We start from the raw sequence: 20,825 nt of genomic DNA on the forward strand, positions 1-20,825 counted from the left end.
TATTGATCTGTTGTTATCACTTTTTTAGACCGATTTTGATTTTGGCCAAAACTTTTTAATGATCTGAACCAATCCCAACACCAGTAAGCCCGCCACGAAACCTAAAACAAAGTTAATTAAAGTAGGAGTCAACGGTCCGATAATATTACCAATGCTGGGAATATGCTCAATATGATCCACCGATTCTGCGGTTAAATGGTGTAATAACGGTACAGCATGATTGATAATCCCGCCGCCGACCAAGAACATGGCAATGGTACCGACGATGGTTAATGTCTTCATCAATTTCGGTGCAAAAGCCAGTAAACCGCGGCCTAGGCTTTGTTTAAAATTAGAGGCTTGTTGCGTTAAATACAATCCTAAATCATCAATTTTCACAATCATCGCGACAAAACCATACACACCGACCGTCATGACCACGGCAATAATGGACAGCACCAAAACTTTACCAAGAAAAGTCGCGGTGGCCACCGTACCCAATGAAATCACCACAATTTCAGCCGATAAGATAAAGTCAGTCCGAATTGCACCTTTAATTTTATCTTTTTCAAATGCGGCCAAATCAGTTTCTATATGGGTTAATTCTGCCGCAGCTTCTTGTTCGTTGTGGGCTTTTTTATGCTGCAAACTGTGTAGTACTTTTTCCACACCTTCATAACAGAGAAATAAACCGCCCAGCATTAACAAAGGATTAATCAACCATGGAGCCACTAGACTAATCACCAAAGCCAACGGCACTAAAATTAATTTATTAATAAAAGAGCCTTTAGCCACGCTCCATACCACGGGAATTTCACGTTCAGAGCGAACGCCACTCACTTGCTGTGCGTTAAGTGCTAAATCATCCCCCAAAACACCCGCAGTTTTTTTAGCAGCAACTTTACTCATCACCGCAACGTCATCTAATACGGTGGCAATGTCATCTAATAATATTAATAAGCTACTGGCCATTGTTTTTATCTCTACGCTGTCTATAAGGCATAATAAATACAAATAGTTAAAAAAACTGTAGCAACTTCATTAAATTTTTATCGTTTTTTAAGTTTCTGTTTTTATAGCGTCTGACATTAAAAAACATTATGCCGTACAATATATTCATTCATCAGTATATCAATGTAGTGCTAACGACTTTGGAATAAAAAGACCATGAGCAATCAAGACAATCGTCCTGTTATTTTGACTGGCGACCGCCCCACCGGCCAACTCCATTTAGGTCATTTCGTAGGTTCTTTACGCTCACGTGTTGGCTTACAAGATTCTCATCACCAGCATCTTTTGCTGGCTGATGCACAGGCCTTAACCGACAACGCAGATAATTTTGAGAAAGTACGTCGCAATATTATTGAAGTGGCGACCGACTATTTAGCCGTCGGTATTGACCCAAGTAAAACCACCATTTGTGTGCAGTCCTGTTTACCTGCACTCAATGAACTGACCATGTTGTATTTAAACTTTGTTACGGTGTCTCGTTTAGAGCGCAATCCGACCATTAAAGCTGAAATTCAGCTCCGTGGTTTTGAGCGTGATATTCCAGCAGGTTTTCTATGCTATCCCGTGGCGCAAGCGGCCGACATTACTGCTTTTAAAGCCACAGTCGTACCAGTGGGTGACGATCAGATTCCGATGATTGAACAGACCAATGAAATTGTGCGTCGTTTAAATCGTCAAATTGGGCGCGAATTACTGCCTGAATGTAAAGCATTGCTATCTAATATGAGCCGTTTACCGGGTTTTGATGGCAAAGCCAAAATGTCGAAATCTTTAGGCAACACCATTGTGTTGGATGCTTCAGATAAAGACATTAAAAAAGCCGTAAATGCCATGTATACCGATCCGAATCATTTGCGTATTGAAGATCCAGGTCAGGTGGAAGGCAATATTGTCTTTACCTATTTGGATGCATTTGATCCCAATAAAGATGAACTGGCGGAACTGAAAGCGCATTATCAACGCGGTGGTTTAGGTGATGGTACCGTTAAAAAACGTCTAGAAGGTATTTTAAAAGAATTAATTAGCCCGATTCGTGAGCGTCGTCACGAACTTGCTAAAGATCCAGATTATATTATGGATATTTTAAAAACTGGTACAGATAAATGTCGCGATATTACCCAACAAACCCTAGATGAAGTAAAGTCAGGCTTAGGTGTTTTCCACTTCTAAGCACCAACCTACATTACAGTCCTTTTTTCATGAAGGACTGTAATGACACAATAGTGTGATTCAAGTCACGATAATCATGAAAAGTTAACGTTAATTAACACAAAATAACCAAAAGCATCATGAAATAGTCCGCTATTTCTCTTAATATCATCTCAGTGCTTAGATCTCAACAGAGTTCTAACATTCTCCTTAACCGAACCTGTGTAAACAGACTTCGTTGTTATACGCAATGATCACCCCAATCATTGCGTATTTTTTTGCCCTTAATTTTATCAATACGTTCTTTAAAATTAATCAAAATATAGACTTGAAAATATATTTGAAGCTATAAAAAATCCCAAGTTAATGGGATTTTTTATAGTGCTGAATTAATAGCTAAACAGCTTTTTATCAAGTGGGAATTCAATGCCCATTGAAGCGCCGCCATCATTGCCTTTGACATCAGAATCACTAAGCCACGCATTGATTTTTAAAGGAATATCCGGTCTTAAATAATGTGACCAAGTCAAGTCTATCGCTTTAATTTCATCTTTTTCTGGGAATGCTTTATTGCTTGAGCGCCCCGACTGATTTACTTTGGCCAATAATAGTCGACCATTTAAGCGATTCATCGGATCAATGCGAATATCTCCTCCAACGGAATACATTTGCCCATCACCGCCCATCGCATGACCCAGTGGAAAACCATGTTGGTAATAACCATCCGTATAAACAGAGTGGTTATAAGAAATACCACGCACTTCACCATTGGTACGCGTATCGGCCCATTCGGTATAAAGCTGATAAGGCATATTTTTAAAGCTAGATGAGTAATCTAGACCAGCAAGATACATTTTCTTCGAGGGTAGACCTCCAGCTTCATCTTCACCGACATATTGCCCATAAAGGCTAAATGGAACTGAAGTTAACGATTGTAAGTTTAGCCGCGCATCAAATCCTGCAATTTGATTGGATGGATTCTCAGTATCCCCATAGACATTATCATTTCCAATGATAGCATCCCATAAAGAGTCCCAGTTTTGTGAACGCCCCTCACCGCCCCATTGAATGGCCCGTGATGCGCCTAATTCGAAATAAGGTAATGGTTGAGCGGTAACACGTAAACCGATTAATTTCGCATCTGGTACCGCGCTATAGTGGTCTAATTGACCTGCAAAGGCTTGATATTGCCAAGCACCAATCCAAGACAACCATGGCGTTTCAAAGGCTTTTTGTTCAGCGCGTTGAGCAGTCAGTCCATATACCGGACGACTTGCATCGCCGCGGATTAAGCTACCGTCATGTCCGGGTCCCCAATAGGTTGGAATCTGCCCAGCAATCAGCCATTGGTTCCACAATTTTCCGGCAATATATGACCCCTCAACATTCACATCTTGATCATTATCAATTTGAGGATCTTTTTCGGCATTGACTCGGATTTTGGCATCCCAGTTTTCATTGCCGGCATTTAATTCTAAAGCCGCTTGAAATTTAGATTTTTGTTTATCTGCAAAAGCTTGTGGAATATTTTTTTGATCCGATTCTGCATAAAGACCCGCTTTGAGCATCGCATTATCGGCTTTAACCGCTGCTTGTACTGAATCAATCACCTGCTGTTGTGTGCTGTTTGAGACATCGGCTGCCGCAAGCGCACGTTGGATTTCATCTCCACTCATCGGCCAAGTCGAGGTACTAATTTGAATCACCCCTTGTTGATTCAACCAATTTAAATCCGTTCTTAAACTTTCATCATTTAAGACTAGGCCTTGAGCAAAAACAGTAGAAGATGCGCTGATCAGTAACGCTATAAAAAGGGGCTTTTTTAGAAACATTTTCTTTGCATTCTCAAGACTTGATTATGCCCTTACCTTATTTTCTTTGCGGTCTTTTTGCAATGATTAAACCTTAGCGATGTTGTAATTATCCAATAAAAAACCCGCTCTTAAGCGGATTTTTTGGTATAAATTTAAGTTTAGTCTTTACGGCGCATATGCGGGAATAAGATCACATCACGGATACTGGCAGCATCAGCAAATAACATCACCAAACGATCAATACCAATCCCTTGACCTGCCGTTGGCGGTAGACCGTATTCTAATGCTTCAATAAAGTCTGCGTCATAATGCATTGCTTCATCATCACCGGCATCTTTTTCTGCCACTTGTGCTTGGAAACGTTCAGCTTGGTCAATTGGATCATTTAACTCTGAGAAACCATTGGCCAATTCACGTCCACCAATAAAGAACTCAAAACGATCGGTAATGTGTGGATTACGATCATTACGACGCGCAAGTGGTGAGGTTTCAGCTGGATATTCAGTGATAAACGTCGGTTGACGTAGTTTGGTTTCTACCGTTTCTTCAAACACGATGGTTTGCAGTTTACCTAAGCCAAAAGCCGGCTTCACTTTCTGTTTTAATTCGTCTTGGGCAAACTGGGCCAAGAATTCACGATCAGCCACATTTTCTGCTGTGAGCTGTGGATTATGTTCTAAAATCGCATCTACCATGGAGATTTTCTTAAATGGCCCTTTGAAGCTAAACACTTCGCCTTGATACGGCACATCGGTTGACCCCAAAATATCTATGGCTAATTTTTCCAGCATATTTTCAGTCAAGGCCATCAAATCTTTGTAATCGGCATAAGCTTGATAGAATTCAATCATGGTGAATTCAGGATTATGACGGGTGGACACACCTTCATTACGGAAGTTACGGTTAATTTCAAATACGCGTTCAAAACCACCCACCACCAAACGTTTTAAATACAGCTCTGGTGCAACACGCAAGAATAATGGCATATCTAAAGCATTGTGATGCGTCTCAAATGGACGCGCAGATGCGCCACCCGGAATGACGTGCATCATCGGGGTTTCTACTTCCATAAAGCGTTCATTGGCTAAATAGCTACGCATACCTGAAACCACTTGCGCGCGAATTTCAAAGGTTTTACGTGTTTCATCATTGACCATTAAGTCCAGATAACGCTTGCGATACTTCATTTCGGTATCGTTTAAGCCATGGAACTTATCCGGAAGTGGACGAAGCGATTTGGTTAAAAGCTCAAAATATTCGATATGTACATAGAGGTCACCTTTGCCTGAACGGCCAATATAGCCTTCAACAGCAATAATATCGCCCAAGTCTAAACCTTTAATGCTCGCAAGCACTTCAGGGTCTAATTCTTTACGCGCAACATACAGTTGAATACGGCCAGTCATGTCTTGAATGACGATGAAGGAACCGCGGTTCAACATGACTCGGCCAGCAATTTTAACCTGCACGCGCTCGCCTGCTTCAATCTGTTCTTTAGATTGATCGGCAAATTGTTGTTGTAAGTCTTGCGCATAATGTTCGCGTTTAAAAGTATTTGGCCAAGGGCTGGTGCCCTTTTCCTTCGCATGTTCTTCTATATGCTTTAACTTGGCATGACGCTGTGCAATTAAATCGTTTTCGGAAATCGGTTGTTCAGAAGTCGATTGAGCGTTATGTTGCGTCATCTCTGCCTCAAATATAAGTAAAAAACGGAAGTGACATAGCATAGCAGATTTAGCAAAAATGTCGCATGCATTATTGCCAAACAAAAACATTGATTTGGCGCACGCTTAGGCGATAACGGCTTAAATCACGATACACTTTTCAAGCATTTTTAAACTGTTCTAAAAACCAAGCCCCTTTCTAGATACCGCCCAGCATTTTTTATTTTCAGTTTTGATAATCAGAAATAACTTAAAAAGACACTGTATCGTTGTTTTCAACCCTTGCCGTTAGACCAAAAGCTAACTTCTATCTTTGTGCGGCAAGCCTATACTGAATACAGTAAAAATACAGCAAAATACCTCTACTGAGCTTTTTTAGATCTGTGTAAACCAAGACGGCGTGGACGATATATCAATGCATACCTGCACTGCTAAAATCTTATTTTTACATGGATTAGATTCCTCGCGTGAATCAAACAATTTCCATGTGTTAGATGCCAATCATAAATATTGCATCGATATAGATTATCGCAATTTAAACTTTCAAACTGTAGCTGATTTTTATCGCGATATTATTGCCAAACTTAAACCTGAAATTTTAATTGGTCATAGCTTAGGGGCGTATTGGGCACTTAAAATGTCGGTATTACATAAAATTCCCGCCATTATTGCCAATCCGAGTTTAAATCCTAACTTCCGAACCGATTATCCACCGATTGAAGAAGATGATTTAGAGCATGAAATTGCGCAAATTGCTTATTTAGAGTTAGGCGATGAAGTTTTAGATATGTACGCGGTTCAACAACAATTAGAACTGTATATGCCTGTACAGGCTTTAGAAGGTGGCCATCATCGTTTGGCCAGCCCTGAAAATATCAATGGTTTAATTGAACATATGCAGCGGCATTTTTTAAACCAATAAAAAAGCCTGAGCAATAACCCAGACTTTTTATGCACAGCTAAATTAAGCCACTTTCGTTTCTGGCTGTGACTTATCATCCAATACGGACCACACTTCTAAACCTAAATCAGTATGTAAATCGGGTAAATCAAGGAAGATACTGGCGCCCAATACTTCATGATTACATTTACTCACCAATTGTTTAACTGCTTTTAATGTACCGCCGGTGGCCAACACATCATCCACAATAATAATTTTTTGCGGTTGAATATCTGCGGACATCTCTAAACGATCTCGGCCATATTCGAGGCTGTAGCCCACACCCACTACAGGTGGCGGTAGTTTACCGGCCTTACGAACCAACAATAAGCTCTTGCCCAAACGCTGCGCCAAAAGACTGGCCAAAACGAAGCCGCGCGCTTCCACAGCCACAAAGCTTTCAACTTGTTCTAATTTATCTGCAGGAATACTGGCCACCAACGCATCGGTTAATAGCTCAATATTGCCCATAAATAAAGGCGTTAAATCAAAAAAACAAATACCAGGTTTTGGGAAATCTTGGACACTACGAATATTAGACCACAACGTTGCAGACAAATTGCTCATGGGGAGAGAAGCACTAAAAAAAGAATGGGCGAATTTTAACGCTTTATCAAGAAAATGGCCAGTAAATGAGCACTTCTCAAACAAGGGATATGCAGATATTAACATTTAGAATATTGTTTTTTATGGTTTTAATTATTTTAAAAAAAGACTAAAAAATTCGGTACTAAGCCACAAAATAGCAGAGCTGCAACTATTTTCCTGCTCGACCTTAGTCTAAAACATGCATATGCTTGTGTTGAGCGCTTTTAGGTTCTGCTTCATAGTGCAATAAATTATATGCTACATCCTTATTTTCAAAGAATTCTAGACTTGATTCTCTACTGCTATGTGCTGTGATGGTAAATTTAGTCTTTAAACTGGGATATTTGCTTTACATTGCCCCTAGAACTGCGTAAGAATTTGATTAAATACGCCCTGTGACTGTGCGCGCCGTAGAGTCATGCGTTATATAAAATTTTACTGACTGCACTTTTTAAAAAGTTAGTGTTGTGGAGAATGAAATGAAAAAGTATCAATGCATCGTGTGTGGATGGATTTATGACGAAGCCGAAGGTTGGCCACAAGATGGGATTGTTGCTGGAACCAAATGGGAAGATATTCCAGAGGATTGGACTTGCCCAGATTGCGGCGTCTCTAAAGTAGACTTTGAAATGGTGGAGTTTTAATCATTGATACGAAAGACCATACTCTATGGTCTTTTTTTATATCTCATACAAATGCTTTGGAGAGAACTATGCATCCGATCGTTATCATTGGTTCAGGTATGGCAGGTTATGCTGCAGCGCGTGAATTTCGTAAGCTGAATCCTGAGCATGAACTGATTATGGTTTGTGCAGATGATGCGGTAAACTATGCCAAACCGACACTGTCAAATGCTTTGGTGGGTAAAAAAGCCCCCGAACAAATTGGTTTAGGCGATGCAGCCAAAATGAGTACACAACTCAATATGCGTATTGAAACGCAAACTTGGGTCAAAGAAATCCAAAGCCAACAGCATCAATTACTATTAGAAAAAGATGGACAACAAAGCATTCAAGCTTATTCTAAATTGGTTTTGGCTGTCGGTGCCAATCCAGTACGTTTAGCCATTGCCGGCGATGGCAGTGATGACATTCATGTGGTCAACAATTTAAAAGACTACACCGCATTTCGTAAAAATCTGGATCAACATCAAGATAAACGCGTGGTCATTTTAGGCGCAGGTCTGATTGGCTGTGAGTTTGCCAACGATTTACAAAATACCGAACACCAAGTCACGGTGATTGACTTAGCCGCTCAGCCCTTAGCACGTTTAATTCCCGCGCATGTCGCTTCATCTTTTCAAGAGAAGCTTGAACAGACCGGTATTGTGTTCGTATTGGGCACAACTGTTGAAAAAGTCACTCAAGTGGATACAGGTGACTATCAAATCACTTTGGCCAATGGTCAGTTTTTGGTGGCCGACGTTGTACTTTCTGCCGTTGGCTTACAACCGAATTTAGAGTTAGCTAAAGCCACCGACATTCATTGCAGTCGTGGCATTTTAACCAATGTACTGTTAGAGACCAATCAAGCTGATATTTATGCCATTGGTGACTGTGCTGAAGTGAATGGTTTATTATTGCCTTATGTGATGCCAATTATGCAACAAGCGCGCGCGCTGGCAAAAACATTAAATGGTCAAAATACGCAAGTTCACTATCCGGCGATGCCTGTTGCGGTCAAAACGCCAGCTGCGCCGCTCACCGTATTGCCTGCGCCCATCGATGTTGATGTGACGTGGGAAACTGAACAACTTGAAGATGGTATGATTGCCAAAGCCATGGATAATCAAAATAACGTGCGTGGCTTTGTGTTGTTGGGTGCAACCGCAGCCAAACAGCGTCTGAGCTTAACCAAACTGGTTCCTGACTTGATTCCGACAGCTGTTTAAGCGTTTAATAGCAAGGACATTGTTTCAACAAAATGTCCTTTTGCGGGGAAACAAATGAATAGTGCACTGAGCTTTACCAATTCTCCCTACACCTCTTTTATGCATGAAACCAAAATCCGCTTAAGCAATGGTATTGAGCTGCATGTGGAAATGGGCGGAAACCCTCAAGATCCAGCCATTATGCTGATTATGGGTTTAGGCGCACAAATGTTATTTTGGCCTGACTTTTTTTGTAAATCATTGATTGATCAAGGTTATCGCGTTATTCGTTTTGATAATCGTGATATTGGATTGTCCTCAAAAATTCGTCATTCTGGCCCACGACTCAATACCTTTAAACTCATGGGTCGCTTTGCTTTGGGCTTAGAAAACCAAGGTGCACCTTATAATCTGTATGATATGGCAGAAGATGCTGCATTACTGATTGAGCATTTGGGACTGGAAACTGTTTCGGTACTGGGGGCATCCATGGGTGGCATGATTGCACAAATTTTGGCCGCCAAATATCCGGAAAAAGTCAACACGCTGGGCTTAATCTTTACCAGTAACAATCAGCCTTTATTGCCGCCACCTTTTCCCAAGCAGCTTTTAAGCTTAATTGGTAAACCGCAATCGACCGATGAAGACGGCATTGTCAATCATAGCGTGAAAGTTTTTAATCTGATTGGCTCACCCGGCTATGTCAATCAACTTGAGGTGATGCAAACTGCGCGTAAATTATATCAACGAAGTTATTATCCAGCGGGTGTACTTCAACAGTTTTTAGCAATATTATGTACTGGTTCTTTGCTACAATTGAGTAAGCAAATTCAGCAACCTACCCTTGTGGTACATGGCTCTTGTGATCGTTTACTTCCACCGAGTCATGGCAAAGCAGTTGCAAAGGCAATTACAGAGGCTAAGTTTGAATTAATTAATGGGATGGGGCATGATATGCCTCCTCATTTTATTCCCCATCTTAGCGGATTATTTGCTGATCACTTTAAATTAAAACATTAGGACACTATGGCTGCATTACCCTCTTTAAGACAGCTGTCATATCTCGTTACACTGTCTGAAACGCTGCATTTTACTGAAGCTGCGCGCCGTTCATTTGTGACCCAATCGACTTTGTCGGGCGGAATCATGGAGTTAGAGCGCTTGTTGGGTGGGGTTCTCGTTGAACGCGACCGCCAAAATGTACGTTTAACGCCGCTTGGTGAACAGGTGGTTGCGCGAGCCCGTGTTCTATTGGCAGATGCACAAGACCTGATGCGTTTAAGTCGTGAGATGAGCGAGCCTTTAACCGGAGATCTGCACTTAGGCATTATCCCGACTATTGCCCCTTTTCTGTTGTCAAAACTTTTGCAAGAAGTGCATAAAAAATTGCCTAAAATCCAATTGCATTTGCATGAAGCACAAAGTGAAAAAATTGTCGAAAAACTCGAACACGGCAATTTAGACATGATTGTTTTGGCTTTACCTTTTGATACTCGTGGTTTAAAAGTAGCAGAAATTGCCAAAGAAGATTTGTATTTGGTTTGCCATAAAGCCGACCAAAATGCCAACAGTGCCCGCTCGCTAGACGATTTAGATCTATCGCGTTTGGTTCTACTAGAAGAAGGTCATTGTTTGCGTAACCATGCACTCAGTGCGTGTCCAGTGGGTGAGCGTAAAAATGACAATCGCTTAAAGGCCAGCTCACTGCCTACTTTAGTAGAAATGGTGTCGTCCAACTTAGGCTTTACCCTACTTCCTGAAATTGCCATTCATAGCAATATGCTAAAAAGCAATCCAGATCTAGTGGTAAAAGCTATTGATGCTGCTCCAAGTCGTACCTTGGCACTCATTACCCGTAAAAGCACTCCATTACAAAATGAATTCGATATGCTTTTGCCTATTTTGCAAAAAATCACTCAGAATCAAAACTAAACAATAAGCTTAATGAAATAAAAAAGGAGCCTTGGCTCCTTTTTTTGCGCTCCACTTAACCGCTCTACCGCTACCGATATCGAAAAACACGCTCCTGACTTATTCATACCAAGCCCAGAATACAACCGCTATTGCATTCACGCCACTTCAGCGGCAGATTATCAATATAATGCAACAGGTCTATAGGGCCTTATATCGAAATTGGCCAGCTTGTTATTTAATAAGCTCTAACAATATGCGTTGTGCGTTGTGCGGCTCTTCACCTAGCGCAGGTTGTGCGCGCAGCCAAGTGCCATCGCCTTGCAACAACCACGCCTGCTGATTGTCTTTTAAATACATCAAGAGGCCTTGTTGGTAAATACGCTTTTTCAATGCTGGATTCTCAATCGGAAAACAGGCTTCAACGCGATTAAATAAATTACGATCCATCCAATCAGCACTTGAACAGTAAATACGTGCATCGCCATTATTGGCAAAGTAATACACTCGCGTATGCTCTAAAAAACGCCCGACAATTGAACGCACACGAATATTTTCCGACAGTCCCGGCAAGCCTGGGCGCAAGCAACAAATGGAACGAATAATTAACTCTATATTCACCCCTGCTTGTGAAGCCTCATACAGCTTATTAATTAACTGTACTTCGGTCAACGCATTGACTTTAACAATAATTTCGGCTGGCTTACCTGCTTTGGCATTGGCAATTTCTTCATCAATAAAATGAATCAGCTGCGCATGCAAGGTAAAAGGCGCATGCAGCAATTTTTTCAATTTGGCCATTTTTCCCATACCGGTCAGTTCTTGGAAAATCCGGTGTACATCTTCACAAAGTTCTTTATCGGTGGTGAGTAAGCCATAGTCAGTGTAAATCCGTGCATTGCCGGCGTGATAATTCCCTGTGCCCAAATGCACATAGCGTACCAGTTTATTGTTTTCACGGCGTACCACCAAAATCATTTTAGCATGGGTTTTATAACCAACAATACCGTACACCACCACGGCACCTGCTTCTTGCAACACATTGGCCACTTCAATATTGGATTCTTCATCAAAGCGCGCACGCAGCTCAATAACGGCTGTTACCTCTTTGCCATTACGCGCCGCTTCTGCCAAAACTTGCACAATTTCAGAATCAGGCCCACTGCGATATAAGGTCTGCTTAATCGCCAACACTTGTGGATCACGCGCTGCTTCTCGCAACAAATTAATTACTGGCCCAAAGGATTCAAACGGATGGTGCAATAAAATATCTTGCTTTTGCATGGCAGAGAAAATATTTTCAGACTTTTTCAGAACTTTGGGAATAATCGGAGTATGCGAGTCATAGCGTAAATGAGGACGTTTAAAATCCGATAGCAAGCGTGCCAAATTCACCGGTCCATCGACTTTATATAACTGCTCTTTATGTAGATCGAATTCATTCAGTAAATAATCATAGATATGTTCAGGACAATTTTGCGTGACCTCTAAACGTACCGCACGACCAAAACGACGCGAGTTTAGCTCGCCTTTTAAGGCTTTGGCCAAATCTTCTACATCTTCATTTAATGCCAAATCGGCATTGCGCGTGACTCGAAATTGATAGCAACCGGTGGCACTCATACCGGGAAATAAATCGGAAACATGCTCATGAATAATGGCGGACAGCATGACATGATGTTCCTTGCCATCTGTTAATTCATCCGGTAAACGTACCACGCGCGGCAAAGAGCGCGGTGCGGGAACGACCGCCAAATCAATTTGCCGCCCAAAGGCATCTTTACCTTCTAAGGTCACAATAAAATTCAGACTTTTATTGACCAAACGCGGAAAAGGATGTGCAGGGTCTAAGCTAATCGGAGTCAGCACGGGCGCAACTTGTTCTTGAAAATACTTTTTCACCCATGCCGATTGTGCAGGCGTTAACTCCCCACGGCGTAAAAAACAAATATCCTCGTCGCGCAGTTTAGGCAAAATCGTTTCATTTAAAATTCGGTATTGCCGCTCGATCGCGGTATGTGCGGTTTTGGAAATCCGCTCTAAGACTTGCTTGGGGGTTAAACCATCTGGAGTACGGCTTTCATTGCCCAAATCTAGTTGTTCCATCAATCCGGCAAAACGAATTTCGAAAAACTCATCCAAATTACGCGAGAAAATCAACAAGAAGTTCATACGTTCAAGTAAAGGATGTAGCGGATCGACCGCTTGCTCTAAGACCCGCAGATGAAAATCTAAAATAGACAGTTCACGATTAATGTAACGATCATTATATGTATAGTCGGGCTGTGTAGGAGATGGACCTATTGCAGTATTCATACCGAACCTATCATGATTTAAAAGTAAGTTTTATACGCTTCAGTATGCTTCAAAATGATGACAACTTCATAGAAAAAAGCCTAGAAATATAGGCTTTTTTCTCAACAGATCTAAAAATGGCGGTAGGCAATTGAAAATAATACGCTCAAGGAATATCGCTATAGCGCATATATTTTTGAATCATACGTTTGCGATAATTTAATTTTCGGTCATCCTGATGCGTTTCATAGTATTTAGGATTGGGTAAAATTGCAGCCAAAAACGCCGCTTGCTCACGCGATAAACTTTTTGAGCTTTGCCCAAAATAATGCTGTGTGGCTGCTTCTACACCATAAATATGCTCACCAAACTCCACTGAGTTTAAATAGACTTCTAAGATACGTTGTTTGGACCACATGCGCTCCATCATCCACACCGCAATTGCTTCTTCGCCTTTACGTACAAAAGAGCGCTTATTGAATAAGAAGAGATTTTTTGCCAATTGCTGCGAAATGGTAGAACCACCGGCCACGACTCTACCTTTGTCTTTATTGCGCTCTAAAGCCGATTGCATGCCTTCCCAGTCAAAGCCATGATGTTGCAGAAATTTTGCATCTTCTGCCGCCACCACGGCCTTTTTTAAATAATCACTGATCTGATCATAATCGCGCCATGCATGCTGAATCGGTTTTGAGGGCTGCGACCAATAATCTAAACGCATCATCATGGTGGTGTCGACGCTATGCGTGCGCCACCAGACTAAACTACTAAAAATCCAAATTTGTATTAAAAGCACCAGACTGACAAGTATTAACAAACTACGAACAATAAAGGCTTTCATGTCAGTGAGTTACTCCAGAATATTTATTTTTTCGTGTTAAGCTTAACGCTCAATATAGCAAAGATTATCAAAGAATAGCATGGCTGAACTTTCACCTCCCCTTATTCAAAAAAAAATTGAAGTTCAGTTGTGGTGGCTGACTGCAGTTTTTATTGCCATTAATGTCGGATTATTTCTGTGGCAAGCCCTCACAGGCGTCAATATTAGCAGCCCCAGTTTGGTCGATGCCATTCATTGGGGTGCAGATTATGCCCCTTTAACTTTTTTAGAGGAACCTGCGCGGCTGTTTACCAGCATGTTTTTTCATTTTGGCATGATCCATTTGGTCTTGAATATGTGGGCATTGTATATTTTTGGCAGTGTCGCTGAACAGTTATTTGGCCGTCTCTATTATTTGGGTCTATATATTTTAGCCGGCCTGATGGGCAGTTTACTCAGCGGCTTTATTGATATTCAAAATACCTTTGAGCTGTTACAACATCCCGATGCGGCACTTTTCCCTCGCGTCAGTGCTGGCGCATCTGGTGCAGTCATGGGCATTGGCGGAGCATTAACGCTGCTGTCTTTGTTGCCCGTGTTAGCCAAACAGGCCTTTATCTTAGATAAAAAGACCTTGGTCATGGTCATGGCCATCAACTTAATGATTGGCTTTACCATGTCCGGCATTAATAATGCAGCACATCTGGGCGGTCTGTTGATGGGTGCAGTGTTGGCCGGCATTTGGTATATCGGACAACGTCTGCAACGCCCGAATTTAGCGCTGATTCTTGGTTTAGCACTCGGAACGATAGGCTGTTACCTGTTTTATGCTTACTGTATGCAACAGGTGGTTATTTTAGAGCCGGTGTGGCGTGAAATTCTTGCAGCCATGCGCGCACAGCTGCATTTTTAATGCTCAGTATTGAAAAAATAATGCGCCCAATGATTAATTCAGCTCTCGCAGACTTTGCAGCGGTGGAATATCACATAAATAACTGAGGCGATAACGCCCGATGAGACCACACAATACGGCCATTAAAACGGGTAAAATGAGCCAGATTTCCCAATGCGCTTGCATCATTAAATTCATTTTATAGCTGGCAATGGCACTGATGATTTCTGCCAGCAGACAAGCCACCATACCGGCTAAAAATCCCATAAAGCCAATCTCGATGCTCATCATCTGTTTTAATTTATGTTTAGAACTCCCAAATGAGCGCAATAAAGCCACTTCACGCTTACGCTCTTCCATCAATAAATTTAAACAGGCAATCAGCACCAATACGCCGGAAATACTCACCAGTAGTGCCAGCACAGTAATGATTTGCACCAATACCTCTAGCAAGCGTTTAACTTCATCTAAAACCAAACTGACATCAATGAACACGGTATTGGAAAATTGCTGAATCAGCGTGACCAATTGTTTTTTATCCTGCTCGGGCACATAAAAACTGCCTAAATAACTGCCAGCATTTTCATCCATGGTCTTGGGTGCAAAGATAAAGAAAAAGTTGGGACTAAAGCTTTCCCATTCCACGCTGCGTAAATTAATCACCTTGGCTTGAATCTCGCCTTCTGGCAAACTAAAACTGAGACGATCGCCAATTTGAATACCCAACTCCTGTGCCAATTTTACTTCGACCGAAACGTCACCCGCCTGTTTTAAGTCGGCTGTGCCCTGCACAATTTTGTTGTCTACAGGATACTGCGCCGTTTGCGTCAGATTTAATTCACGGCGTAAAGAATTATTATTTTTCAATAATTCAGCATTAAAAGGTTGATCATTTTTGGCCAGCAAGCGGCCACGAATATTGGGATACAGTGGCGTACTTCGCCAGCCCTGTTGTGCCAGTTCGGCTTTAAACAGGGGCATATCAAATGGCGGCAAACCATACACAAATTGATTGGGCGTGCCTTGTGGCAATTGTTGCTGCCAACGCTCCATTAAGTCTGTGCGCAGTACAATCAGTACCGTCATTAAACTTAATCCCAATGCCAACGCAGTGATTTGAAAAGCCGTTTGATAGGGTGCACGGATATAGGCTGAAATCGACCATTTCATGCGCTTCAGTAGTTTTAAGCCCGCCCAAATAAACAGATAAAGTAAACCACACAGCAAGACAATCGCGCCCATCACCCATGCAGTCAGGACAATGTTTTCGGTCAACACCAAACTAAACACGATTAAGCTGCTGAGTCCGATCAGCAACATCCACAGCATTGAGCGCACTGATTTTTCTTGCTGACGAATGACCCGAATAGGTGCGGTATGTAGCAGCTGCCAAAGACTGGGCATAATAAAACCCAATAACACCACAGCACTGGTCAGCATCGCCACAGGCAATGGCCCCAGTAACATCTGCACGGCTGAAAACTGAATTTGTAGATTTGGAATCAGTTGTAACATCAATTGCAATAAGCCATATCCAATGGCCAGACCCGCCAAACTCCCAATCACGATGGCAAGCAGCAACACCACACTGAGCAGTGCCAAATAGGCACTTAAAATTTGTTTTTTACTCGCCCCCATACAGCGCATTAACGCAATATAATCCTGATTTTGTTGTACATAACGCTGACTGGTTAAGGCAATGGCAATGCCACAGAGTAAAATAGTTAAAATATTACTCAGCTGCAAGAAGGTATCTAAATTGGCGATCGGGCCCATTAAGCGCGCATTGCCTTCACGTGCAGTCCGCAGCTTCAAGGTATCTTGCTCATTGGTCTGTATAGCCGCGGATGTTTGACTTGTAGCCTGCTGCGCTTGTTTAAAATAAGTTTCAAATTCTGTCGTTTGCTGTGTGTTTCCAGCCATCAATAAACGATATTCCACCCGACTGCCCACTTGAATGGCATGCGTGCGCGCAATATCGGAGGCGGAAATCATCACCGTCGGTGAAAAACCACTAAATCCCAATTCTTGATTCGAATCATGGATAATTTTTGCACTCACCTTAAATGAAGCATCGGCGATATTCACGCTATCACCAATGTTGAGGTGGAGTAAATCCAAAGCACGATCACTTAACCACACTTCACCAGCTTGAATCTTTTTAACTGGTGGCGTTAGCTCAAGCTTGCCACGCAGCGGAAAATGATCATCAATGGCTTTTACATTGACCATGACAAATTGATCATTGGTATGTGCCATTGAACTAAAAGTGGTGATCTCAGATTGCTTCAAAGACAACTGGTCTGCTTGCTGTTGCCATTTTTTATCCAGCGGCTGCGTATCGCTTAAGACCAAATCCGCGGCCAACATTTCTGCAGCTTGTAAAGCCACAGCATTTTGAATCTGTTGATTGCTAAATTTCAGTGCTGTGGTGGCGCTAATGGCCAACGTCAGCGCAATAATCAGTAAGTAGATGCCGCTACTTTTAAAGCTTTGGCTCAATAAAGGGCGAAATAACGGATTCATGTTTAGCCTGCCCCATGTTGATGTTCAATCAAACATCCATCTAACAGCTCAAAATGGCGTTGGCATTGTTGTGCCAATTTTGGATCATGCGTGACCAACACCAAGGTGGTGCCAAATTCACGGTTCAACTGAAACAGCAGTTGCTCAATCTCATGTGCGGTTTGTGTGTCTAAGTTTCCAGTGGGCTCATCTGCAAAGATAATTTTTGGCTGACTAATCAAAGCGCGCGCAATCGCTACACGTTGCTGCTCACCGCCCGACAAGACCTGCGGCGTTTGTTGTGCTTGCTGTGCTAAACCGACTTTGTTAAGCAAGGCCAAAGCTTTGTCTTCGGCTGCGGCAAAATTAAAGTTTGCCTGTAAACGTAGCGGTAACATCACATTTTCAAGTGCGGTTAAATGCGGCAATAATTGAAAGGACTGAAACACGAAACCAATATATTTTAAGCGTACCGCAGCACGTTGTTCTTCATTTAATTCGGCAATCGCTTCTCCACACACCGATAACTGACCAGCACTGGCTTGATCCAAGGTGGCTAAAATACCCAATAAAGTCGACTTACCTGAACCCGAACGTCCCGTAATGGCCACTTGCTCGCCAGCGAAAATCTCTAAATTAAAATTTTCAAAAATAGTGAGTTCTTTTTGTGCAAGTTTTATCTTTTGTGTCAGTTGCTGTGCAGAAATTATTGCTTGTGGCATGATGGAATGATTGCTGTTCACGTGGGTCATAAAGTTTCTCTATGCAAAATCGCAATTTAAAAACAAGTATAGCGGCCTGCTTGCTGGGGATCGGTTTAAGTCTGAGCCCGATGATGCTGTCTGCCAAAACCATTTTAGTGCTGGGCGACAGTATTAGCGCAGCCTATGGCATGCAGTTACAGCAAGGCTGGGTGCAATTATTGCAAAAACGTCTGGAGCAACAGTATCCGAAAAAACATAAAGTGGTCAATGCCAGTGTCAGCGGGGAAACCACCAGTGGTGCAGTGGCGCGCTTAGACAAGCTATTACACAACTATAAGCCAGATATTGTATTGATTGAATTGGGTGGCAATGATGGTTTACGAGGTCAACCACCGCAGTTAATCCAAAAAAACTTGGCCACTTTGCTACAACAAAGTCAAAAAGCCAAAGCCACGGTGATTGTATTGGGGATGAAAATTCCGCCTAATTATGGTACGGCGTATAGTCAGGCATTTGAGAAGAATTATGCGGTGGTGTGTAAGCAGTACAAAGTGGCTTGTATGCCGTTCTTTTTAGAAGGCATTGCCGGCAATAAAAAGCTAATGCAAGCTGATTTAGTGCATCCCAATGCCAAAGCACAAAGCATCTTACTGAACAATGCGTATCCCTATATAAAAGGCGCTTTATAAAGCGCCTTTTATACCAAACTGTCTACAGATCTTAAAAATCGAAAAACAACACTTCACCCGTTTCAAGGGAGTATTCCGCACCGACAATTTTCAACTGACCTTTGGCAATTAGGCACTCTAACACAGCCGAACCATGACGTAATTGATTCACCGAAGCAAAGACATTAGAGCGTACTGCATGCTTAGACAATTTAGACAGATCATCTTTAAGTTCAGTCTGCATTAATGTTTCAACCGATGGGCGTACGCGGTTCACAATCGACATCAAGTTTAATGAAGGCGGATGTTCAGGATTCATTAAGGTATCAATGGTGGCTTGAATGGCGCCGCAATGACTGTGCCCTAAAACCACAACCACAGCACAATCGTAACGTTCTGCAGCAAATTCCACACTACCCACTTGCGACGGTGCAACCACATTACCGGCCACACGAATGACAAATAAGTCGCCTAAACCTTGATCGAAAACCATCTCTGCTGGAACACGTGAATCTGAACACCCCAAGACGATAGCAAAAGGATTTTGCTTACCGGCCAATTCTGCGCGTTGTTGATGGGACAATTGCCCAGTCTCATTGGTCTCACCAGATACGAAACGCTGGTTGCCCTGTTTTAAACGATCTAAAGCTTCTACAGCTGTGAGCATGATGGTTTTCCAATGTTTTAGTTGCAATATTTTAAAGCGAAGGTTTATTAAAGTCACTTGCAAAAAGAATAGCACTTACAATTATAATTAAGTTACAAAATATTTTATTGTTTGAAAAAAATTGATTAAAGTCACACTTTTGAATCTTTTCAATACTTTGCAGTAAAATAATTCAGTGACATTTCTACAATAATACTTACAATAAACTACATAGGCTAAAAAAATAAAATACCGCTGTAGCCGCTCGTTTTCGATACCACATCTTGATCAAGATTTGAGTATTCCGCATAGATTAGGATAATGATCAATGATCCCATCACGCTCAACGTTATCCCGCGTTTTACACACTTTGGGCTTGGCGCTGGCTTTAACCGTGCCACATGTATCGCATGCACTGAATTATAAAAAAGTCGAAGCACCGCTTTCGCTGCAAAATTATTTAATCACAGAACGCAATGCTGCAGGTTTACGCAGCAAAAGCATTAAAATTGATGATGTGAATTGGAGCTATAGTGAAGGTGGCTCAAGCGATAAACCTGCGGTGCTGTTGATTCATGGTTTGGCTGGTAGTCGTGACAATTGGAATGGCGTGGCGCATTTTTTAACCCCTTTTTATCACGTCATTATTCCTGACCTTCCCAACACCGGCGATACTCAAGTCGCAGATGATTTTGATTTATCTATTCCCAATGTCACCGAACGTCTGCGCCGTTTTGTCGAAGCCTTAGATGTAGAAGATAAACTTAATATTGCCGGTCACTCACTGGGCGGTTCAATTGCAACTGTGTATGCATCACAATATCCCTTTGATACGCAAAGCTTATTTTTGCTCAATAGCGCCGGAATTTATAAACAAGCACATACCGCCTACACCAAAGATCCTTATTTTTTAAAAAACTTGGTGGTCTCTAAACCCGGTGACTTAGAAGAAGTACTGACTCAGGTAATGCAAAATCCCCCCCAGCTGCCGTTATACTTTAAAAAAGCACAAGAAAAAATGCTGATTGCGCAATCTTCACAGACGCGCAAGATGATTGATCAATTAATTACTTTAAATCACATTTATACGCCAGAGTCGTTTGCACGGCTGACCCGAACCATCGAAGCGCCCACTCTTATTTTATGGGGCAAACAAGATAAAATTATTAATGTCGAAGCAGCCAGTGAATTGCAGTCTTTACTCAAGCGTGCCGAGCCACCGATCATCTTAAACAATGTCGGTCATGTGCCTATTTTAGAGGCAGAGCAACAAGTGGCACTGCATTATTTACCTTTTTTAGCCAAAACCCAAAAGTTAAAAAACCCCGTTGCTGATAAACTCATTCCTTTAAATTAGTGTGCAGAGACA

Annotated in this window: 18 protein-coding genes; 9 read left to right on the top strand and 9 right to left on the bottom strand. The window is 42.0% G+C overall.

Features of this window, described 5'->3' with window-relative positions:
• Positions 1-24: 24 nt before the first annotated feature.
• Positions 25-951: a DUF808 domain-containing protein gene (locus SE27_RS10670; RefSeq protein WP_039623251.1), complete on the bottom strand. Its 927-nt coding sequence runs from the start codon at positions 949-951 to the stop codon at positions 25-27.
• 195 nt (positions 952-1,146) lie between these two features.
• Here SE27_RS10670 and trpS point away from each other — a divergent pair, with 195 nt between their 5' ends.
• Positions 1,147-2,160, top strand: coding sequence for a tryptophan--tRNA ligase (gene trpS, locus SE27_RS10675; protein ID WP_039623253.1), 1,014 nt, complete (start codon positions 1,147-1,149; stop codon positions 2,158-2,160).
• 368 nt (positions 2,161-2,528) lie between these two features.
• On the opposite strand, the gene SE27_RS10680 is transcribed toward trpS, so the two are convergent.
• Both SE27_RS10680 and lysS read right to left on the bottom strand, forming a co-directional pair.
• Positions 2,529-3,971, bottom strand: coding sequence for a capsule assembly Wzi family protein (locus tag SE27_RS10680; RefSeq protein WP_039623254.1), 1,443 nt, complete (start codon positions 3,969-3,971; stop codon positions 2,529-2,531).
• A 140-nt stretch (positions 3,972-4,111) separates the two neighbouring features.
• Entirely contained in the window at positions 4,112-5,638 is a 1,527-nt protein-coding gene (gene lysS / locus SE27_RS10685) for a lysine--tRNA ligase (RefSeq protein ID WP_039623256.1), read from the bottom strand.
• Positions 5,639-6,032: 394 nt separating this feature from the next.
• On the opposite strand from lysS, the gene SE27_RS10690 reads away from it, so the two are divergent.
• Positions 6,033-6,539: a YqiA/YcfP family alpha/beta fold hydrolase gene (locus SE27_RS10690; protein WP_039623258.1), complete on the top strand. Its 507-nt coding sequence runs from the start codon at positions 6,033-6,035 to the stop codon at positions 6,537-6,539.
• A gap of 42 nt (positions 6,540-6,581) precedes the next feature.
• On the opposite strand, the gene SE27_RS10695 is transcribed toward SE27_RS10690, so the two are convergent.
• The gene (locus SE27_RS10695; RefSeq protein WP_039623260.1) at positions 6,582-7,124 is read right to left on the bottom strand and encodes an adenine phosphoribosyltransferase; all 543 of its coding nucleotides are present in this window, start codon (positions 7,122-7,124) and stop codon (positions 6,582-6,584) included.
• A 500-nt stretch (positions 7,125-7,624) separates the two neighbouring features.
• Here SE27_RS10695 and rubA point away from each other — a divergent pair, with 500 nt between their 5' ends.
• The 4 genes from rubA to oxyR all read left to right on the top strand — a co-directional run bounded on the left by rubA (position 7,625) and on the right by oxyR (position 10,947).
• Positions 7,625-7,789 (top strand): rubredoxin RubA, encoded by a 165-nt coding sequence (gene rubA, locus SE27_RS10700; protein ID WP_039623263.1) that lies wholly within the window; start codon positions 7,625-7,627, stop codon positions 7,787-7,789.
• 68 nt (positions 7,790-7,857) lie between these two features.
• Positions 7,858-9,036 (top strand): NAD(P)/FAD-dependent oxidoreductase, encoded by a 1,179-nt coding sequence (locus SE27_RS10705; protein ID WP_039623264.1) that lies wholly within the window; start codon positions 7,858-7,860, stop codon positions 9,034-9,036.
• A 54-nt stretch (positions 9,037-9,090) separates the two neighbouring features.
• Positions 9,091-10,035, top strand: coding sequence for an esterase EstB (gene estB / locus SE27_RS10710; RefSeq protein ID WP_039623266.1), 945 nt, complete (start codon positions 9,091-9,093; stop codon positions 10,033-10,035).
• A 6-nt stretch (positions 10,036-10,041) separates the two neighbouring features.
• Positions 10,042-10,947 (top strand): LysR family transcriptional regulator OxyR, encoded by a 906-nt coding sequence (gene oxyR, locus SE27_RS10715; protein ID WP_039623269.1) that lies wholly within the window; start codon positions 10,042-10,044, stop codon positions 10,945-10,947.
• A 213-nt stretch (positions 10,948-11,160) separates the two neighbouring features.
• Here oxyR and ppk1 read toward each other — a convergent pair whose 3' ends face one another.
• Together ppk1 and mtgA are read right to left on the bottom strand one after the other, a co-directional pair.
• Positions 11,161-13,242 carry a polyphosphate kinase 1 gene (ppk1, locus tag SE27_RS10720; protein ID WP_039623271.1) on the bottom strand — a complete coding sequence of 694 codons (2,082 nt, stop codon included), beginning with the start codon at positions 13,240-13,242 and terminating at the stop codon, positions 11,161-11,163.
• Between the two features lie 145 nt (positions 13,243-13,387).
• Positions 13,388-14,062, bottom strand: a complete 675-nt coding sequence (gene mtgA / locus SE27_RS10725; protein ID WP_039623272.1) for a monofunctional biosynthetic peptidoglycan transglycosylase — start codon at positions 14,060-14,062, stop codon at positions 13,388-13,390.
• A gap of 79 nt (positions 14,063-14,141) precedes the next feature.
• On the opposite strand from mtgA, the gene SE27_RS10730 reads away from it, so the two are divergent.
• Entirely contained in the window at positions 14,142-14,954 is an 813-nt protein-coding gene (locus tag SE27_RS10730; protein WP_039623274.1) for a rhomboid family intramembrane serine protease, read from the top strand.
• A 33-nt stretch (positions 14,955-14,987) separates the two neighbouring features.
• Here SE27_RS10730 and SE27_RS10735 read toward each other — a convergent pair whose 3' ends face one another.
• Complete coding sequence (locus SE27_RS10735; protein WP_039623275.1) at positions 14,988-17,459, bottom strand: ABC transporter permease; 2,472 nt, start codon at positions 17,457-17,459, stop codon at positions 14,988-14,990.
• Between the two features lie 2 nt (positions 17,460-17,461).
• Positions 17,462-18,190 carry an ABC transporter ATP-binding protein gene (locus SE27_RS10740; protein WP_039623278.1) on the bottom strand — a complete coding sequence of 243 codons (729 nt, stop codon included), beginning with the start codon at positions 18,188-18,190 and terminating at the stop codon, positions 17,462-17,464.
• A gap of 11 nt (positions 18,191-18,201) precedes the next feature.
• Between SE27_RS10740 and SE27_RS10745 the strand changes: the two genes are divergently transcribed.
• Positions 18,202-18,831 carry an arylesterase gene (locus tag SE27_RS10745; RefSeq protein ID WP_039623280.1) on the top strand — a complete coding sequence of 210 codons (630 nt, stop codon included), beginning with the start codon at positions 18,202-18,204 and terminating at the stop codon, positions 18,829-18,831.
• Between the two features lie 31 nt (positions 18,832-18,862).
• Here the strand turns inward: SE27_RS10745 and SE27_RS10750 are convergent, their stop codons facing one another.
• Entirely contained in the window at positions 18,863-19,477 is a 615-nt protein-coding gene (locus SE27_RS10750) for a carbonic anhydrase (RefSeq protein ID WP_039623282.1), read from the bottom strand.
• Positions 19,478-19,784: 307 nt separating this feature from the next.
• Between SE27_RS10750 and SE27_RS10755 the strand changes: the two genes are divergently transcribed.
• Positions 19,785-20,813 carry an alpha/beta fold hydrolase gene (locus SE27_RS10755; RefSeq protein WP_039623284.1) on the top strand — a complete coding sequence of 343 codons (1,029 nt, stop codon included), beginning with the start codon at positions 19,785-19,787 and terminating at the stop codon, positions 20,811-20,813.
• The last annotated feature ends 12 nt before the right edge of the window (positions 20,814-20,825 follow it).

This window comes from Acinetobacter harbinensis, assembly GCF_000816495.1.
In the GTDB taxonomy this organism is placed as follows: domain Bacteria; phylum Pseudomonadota; class Gammaproteobacteria; order Pseudomonadales; family Moraxellaceae; genus Acinetobacter; species Acinetobacter harbinensis.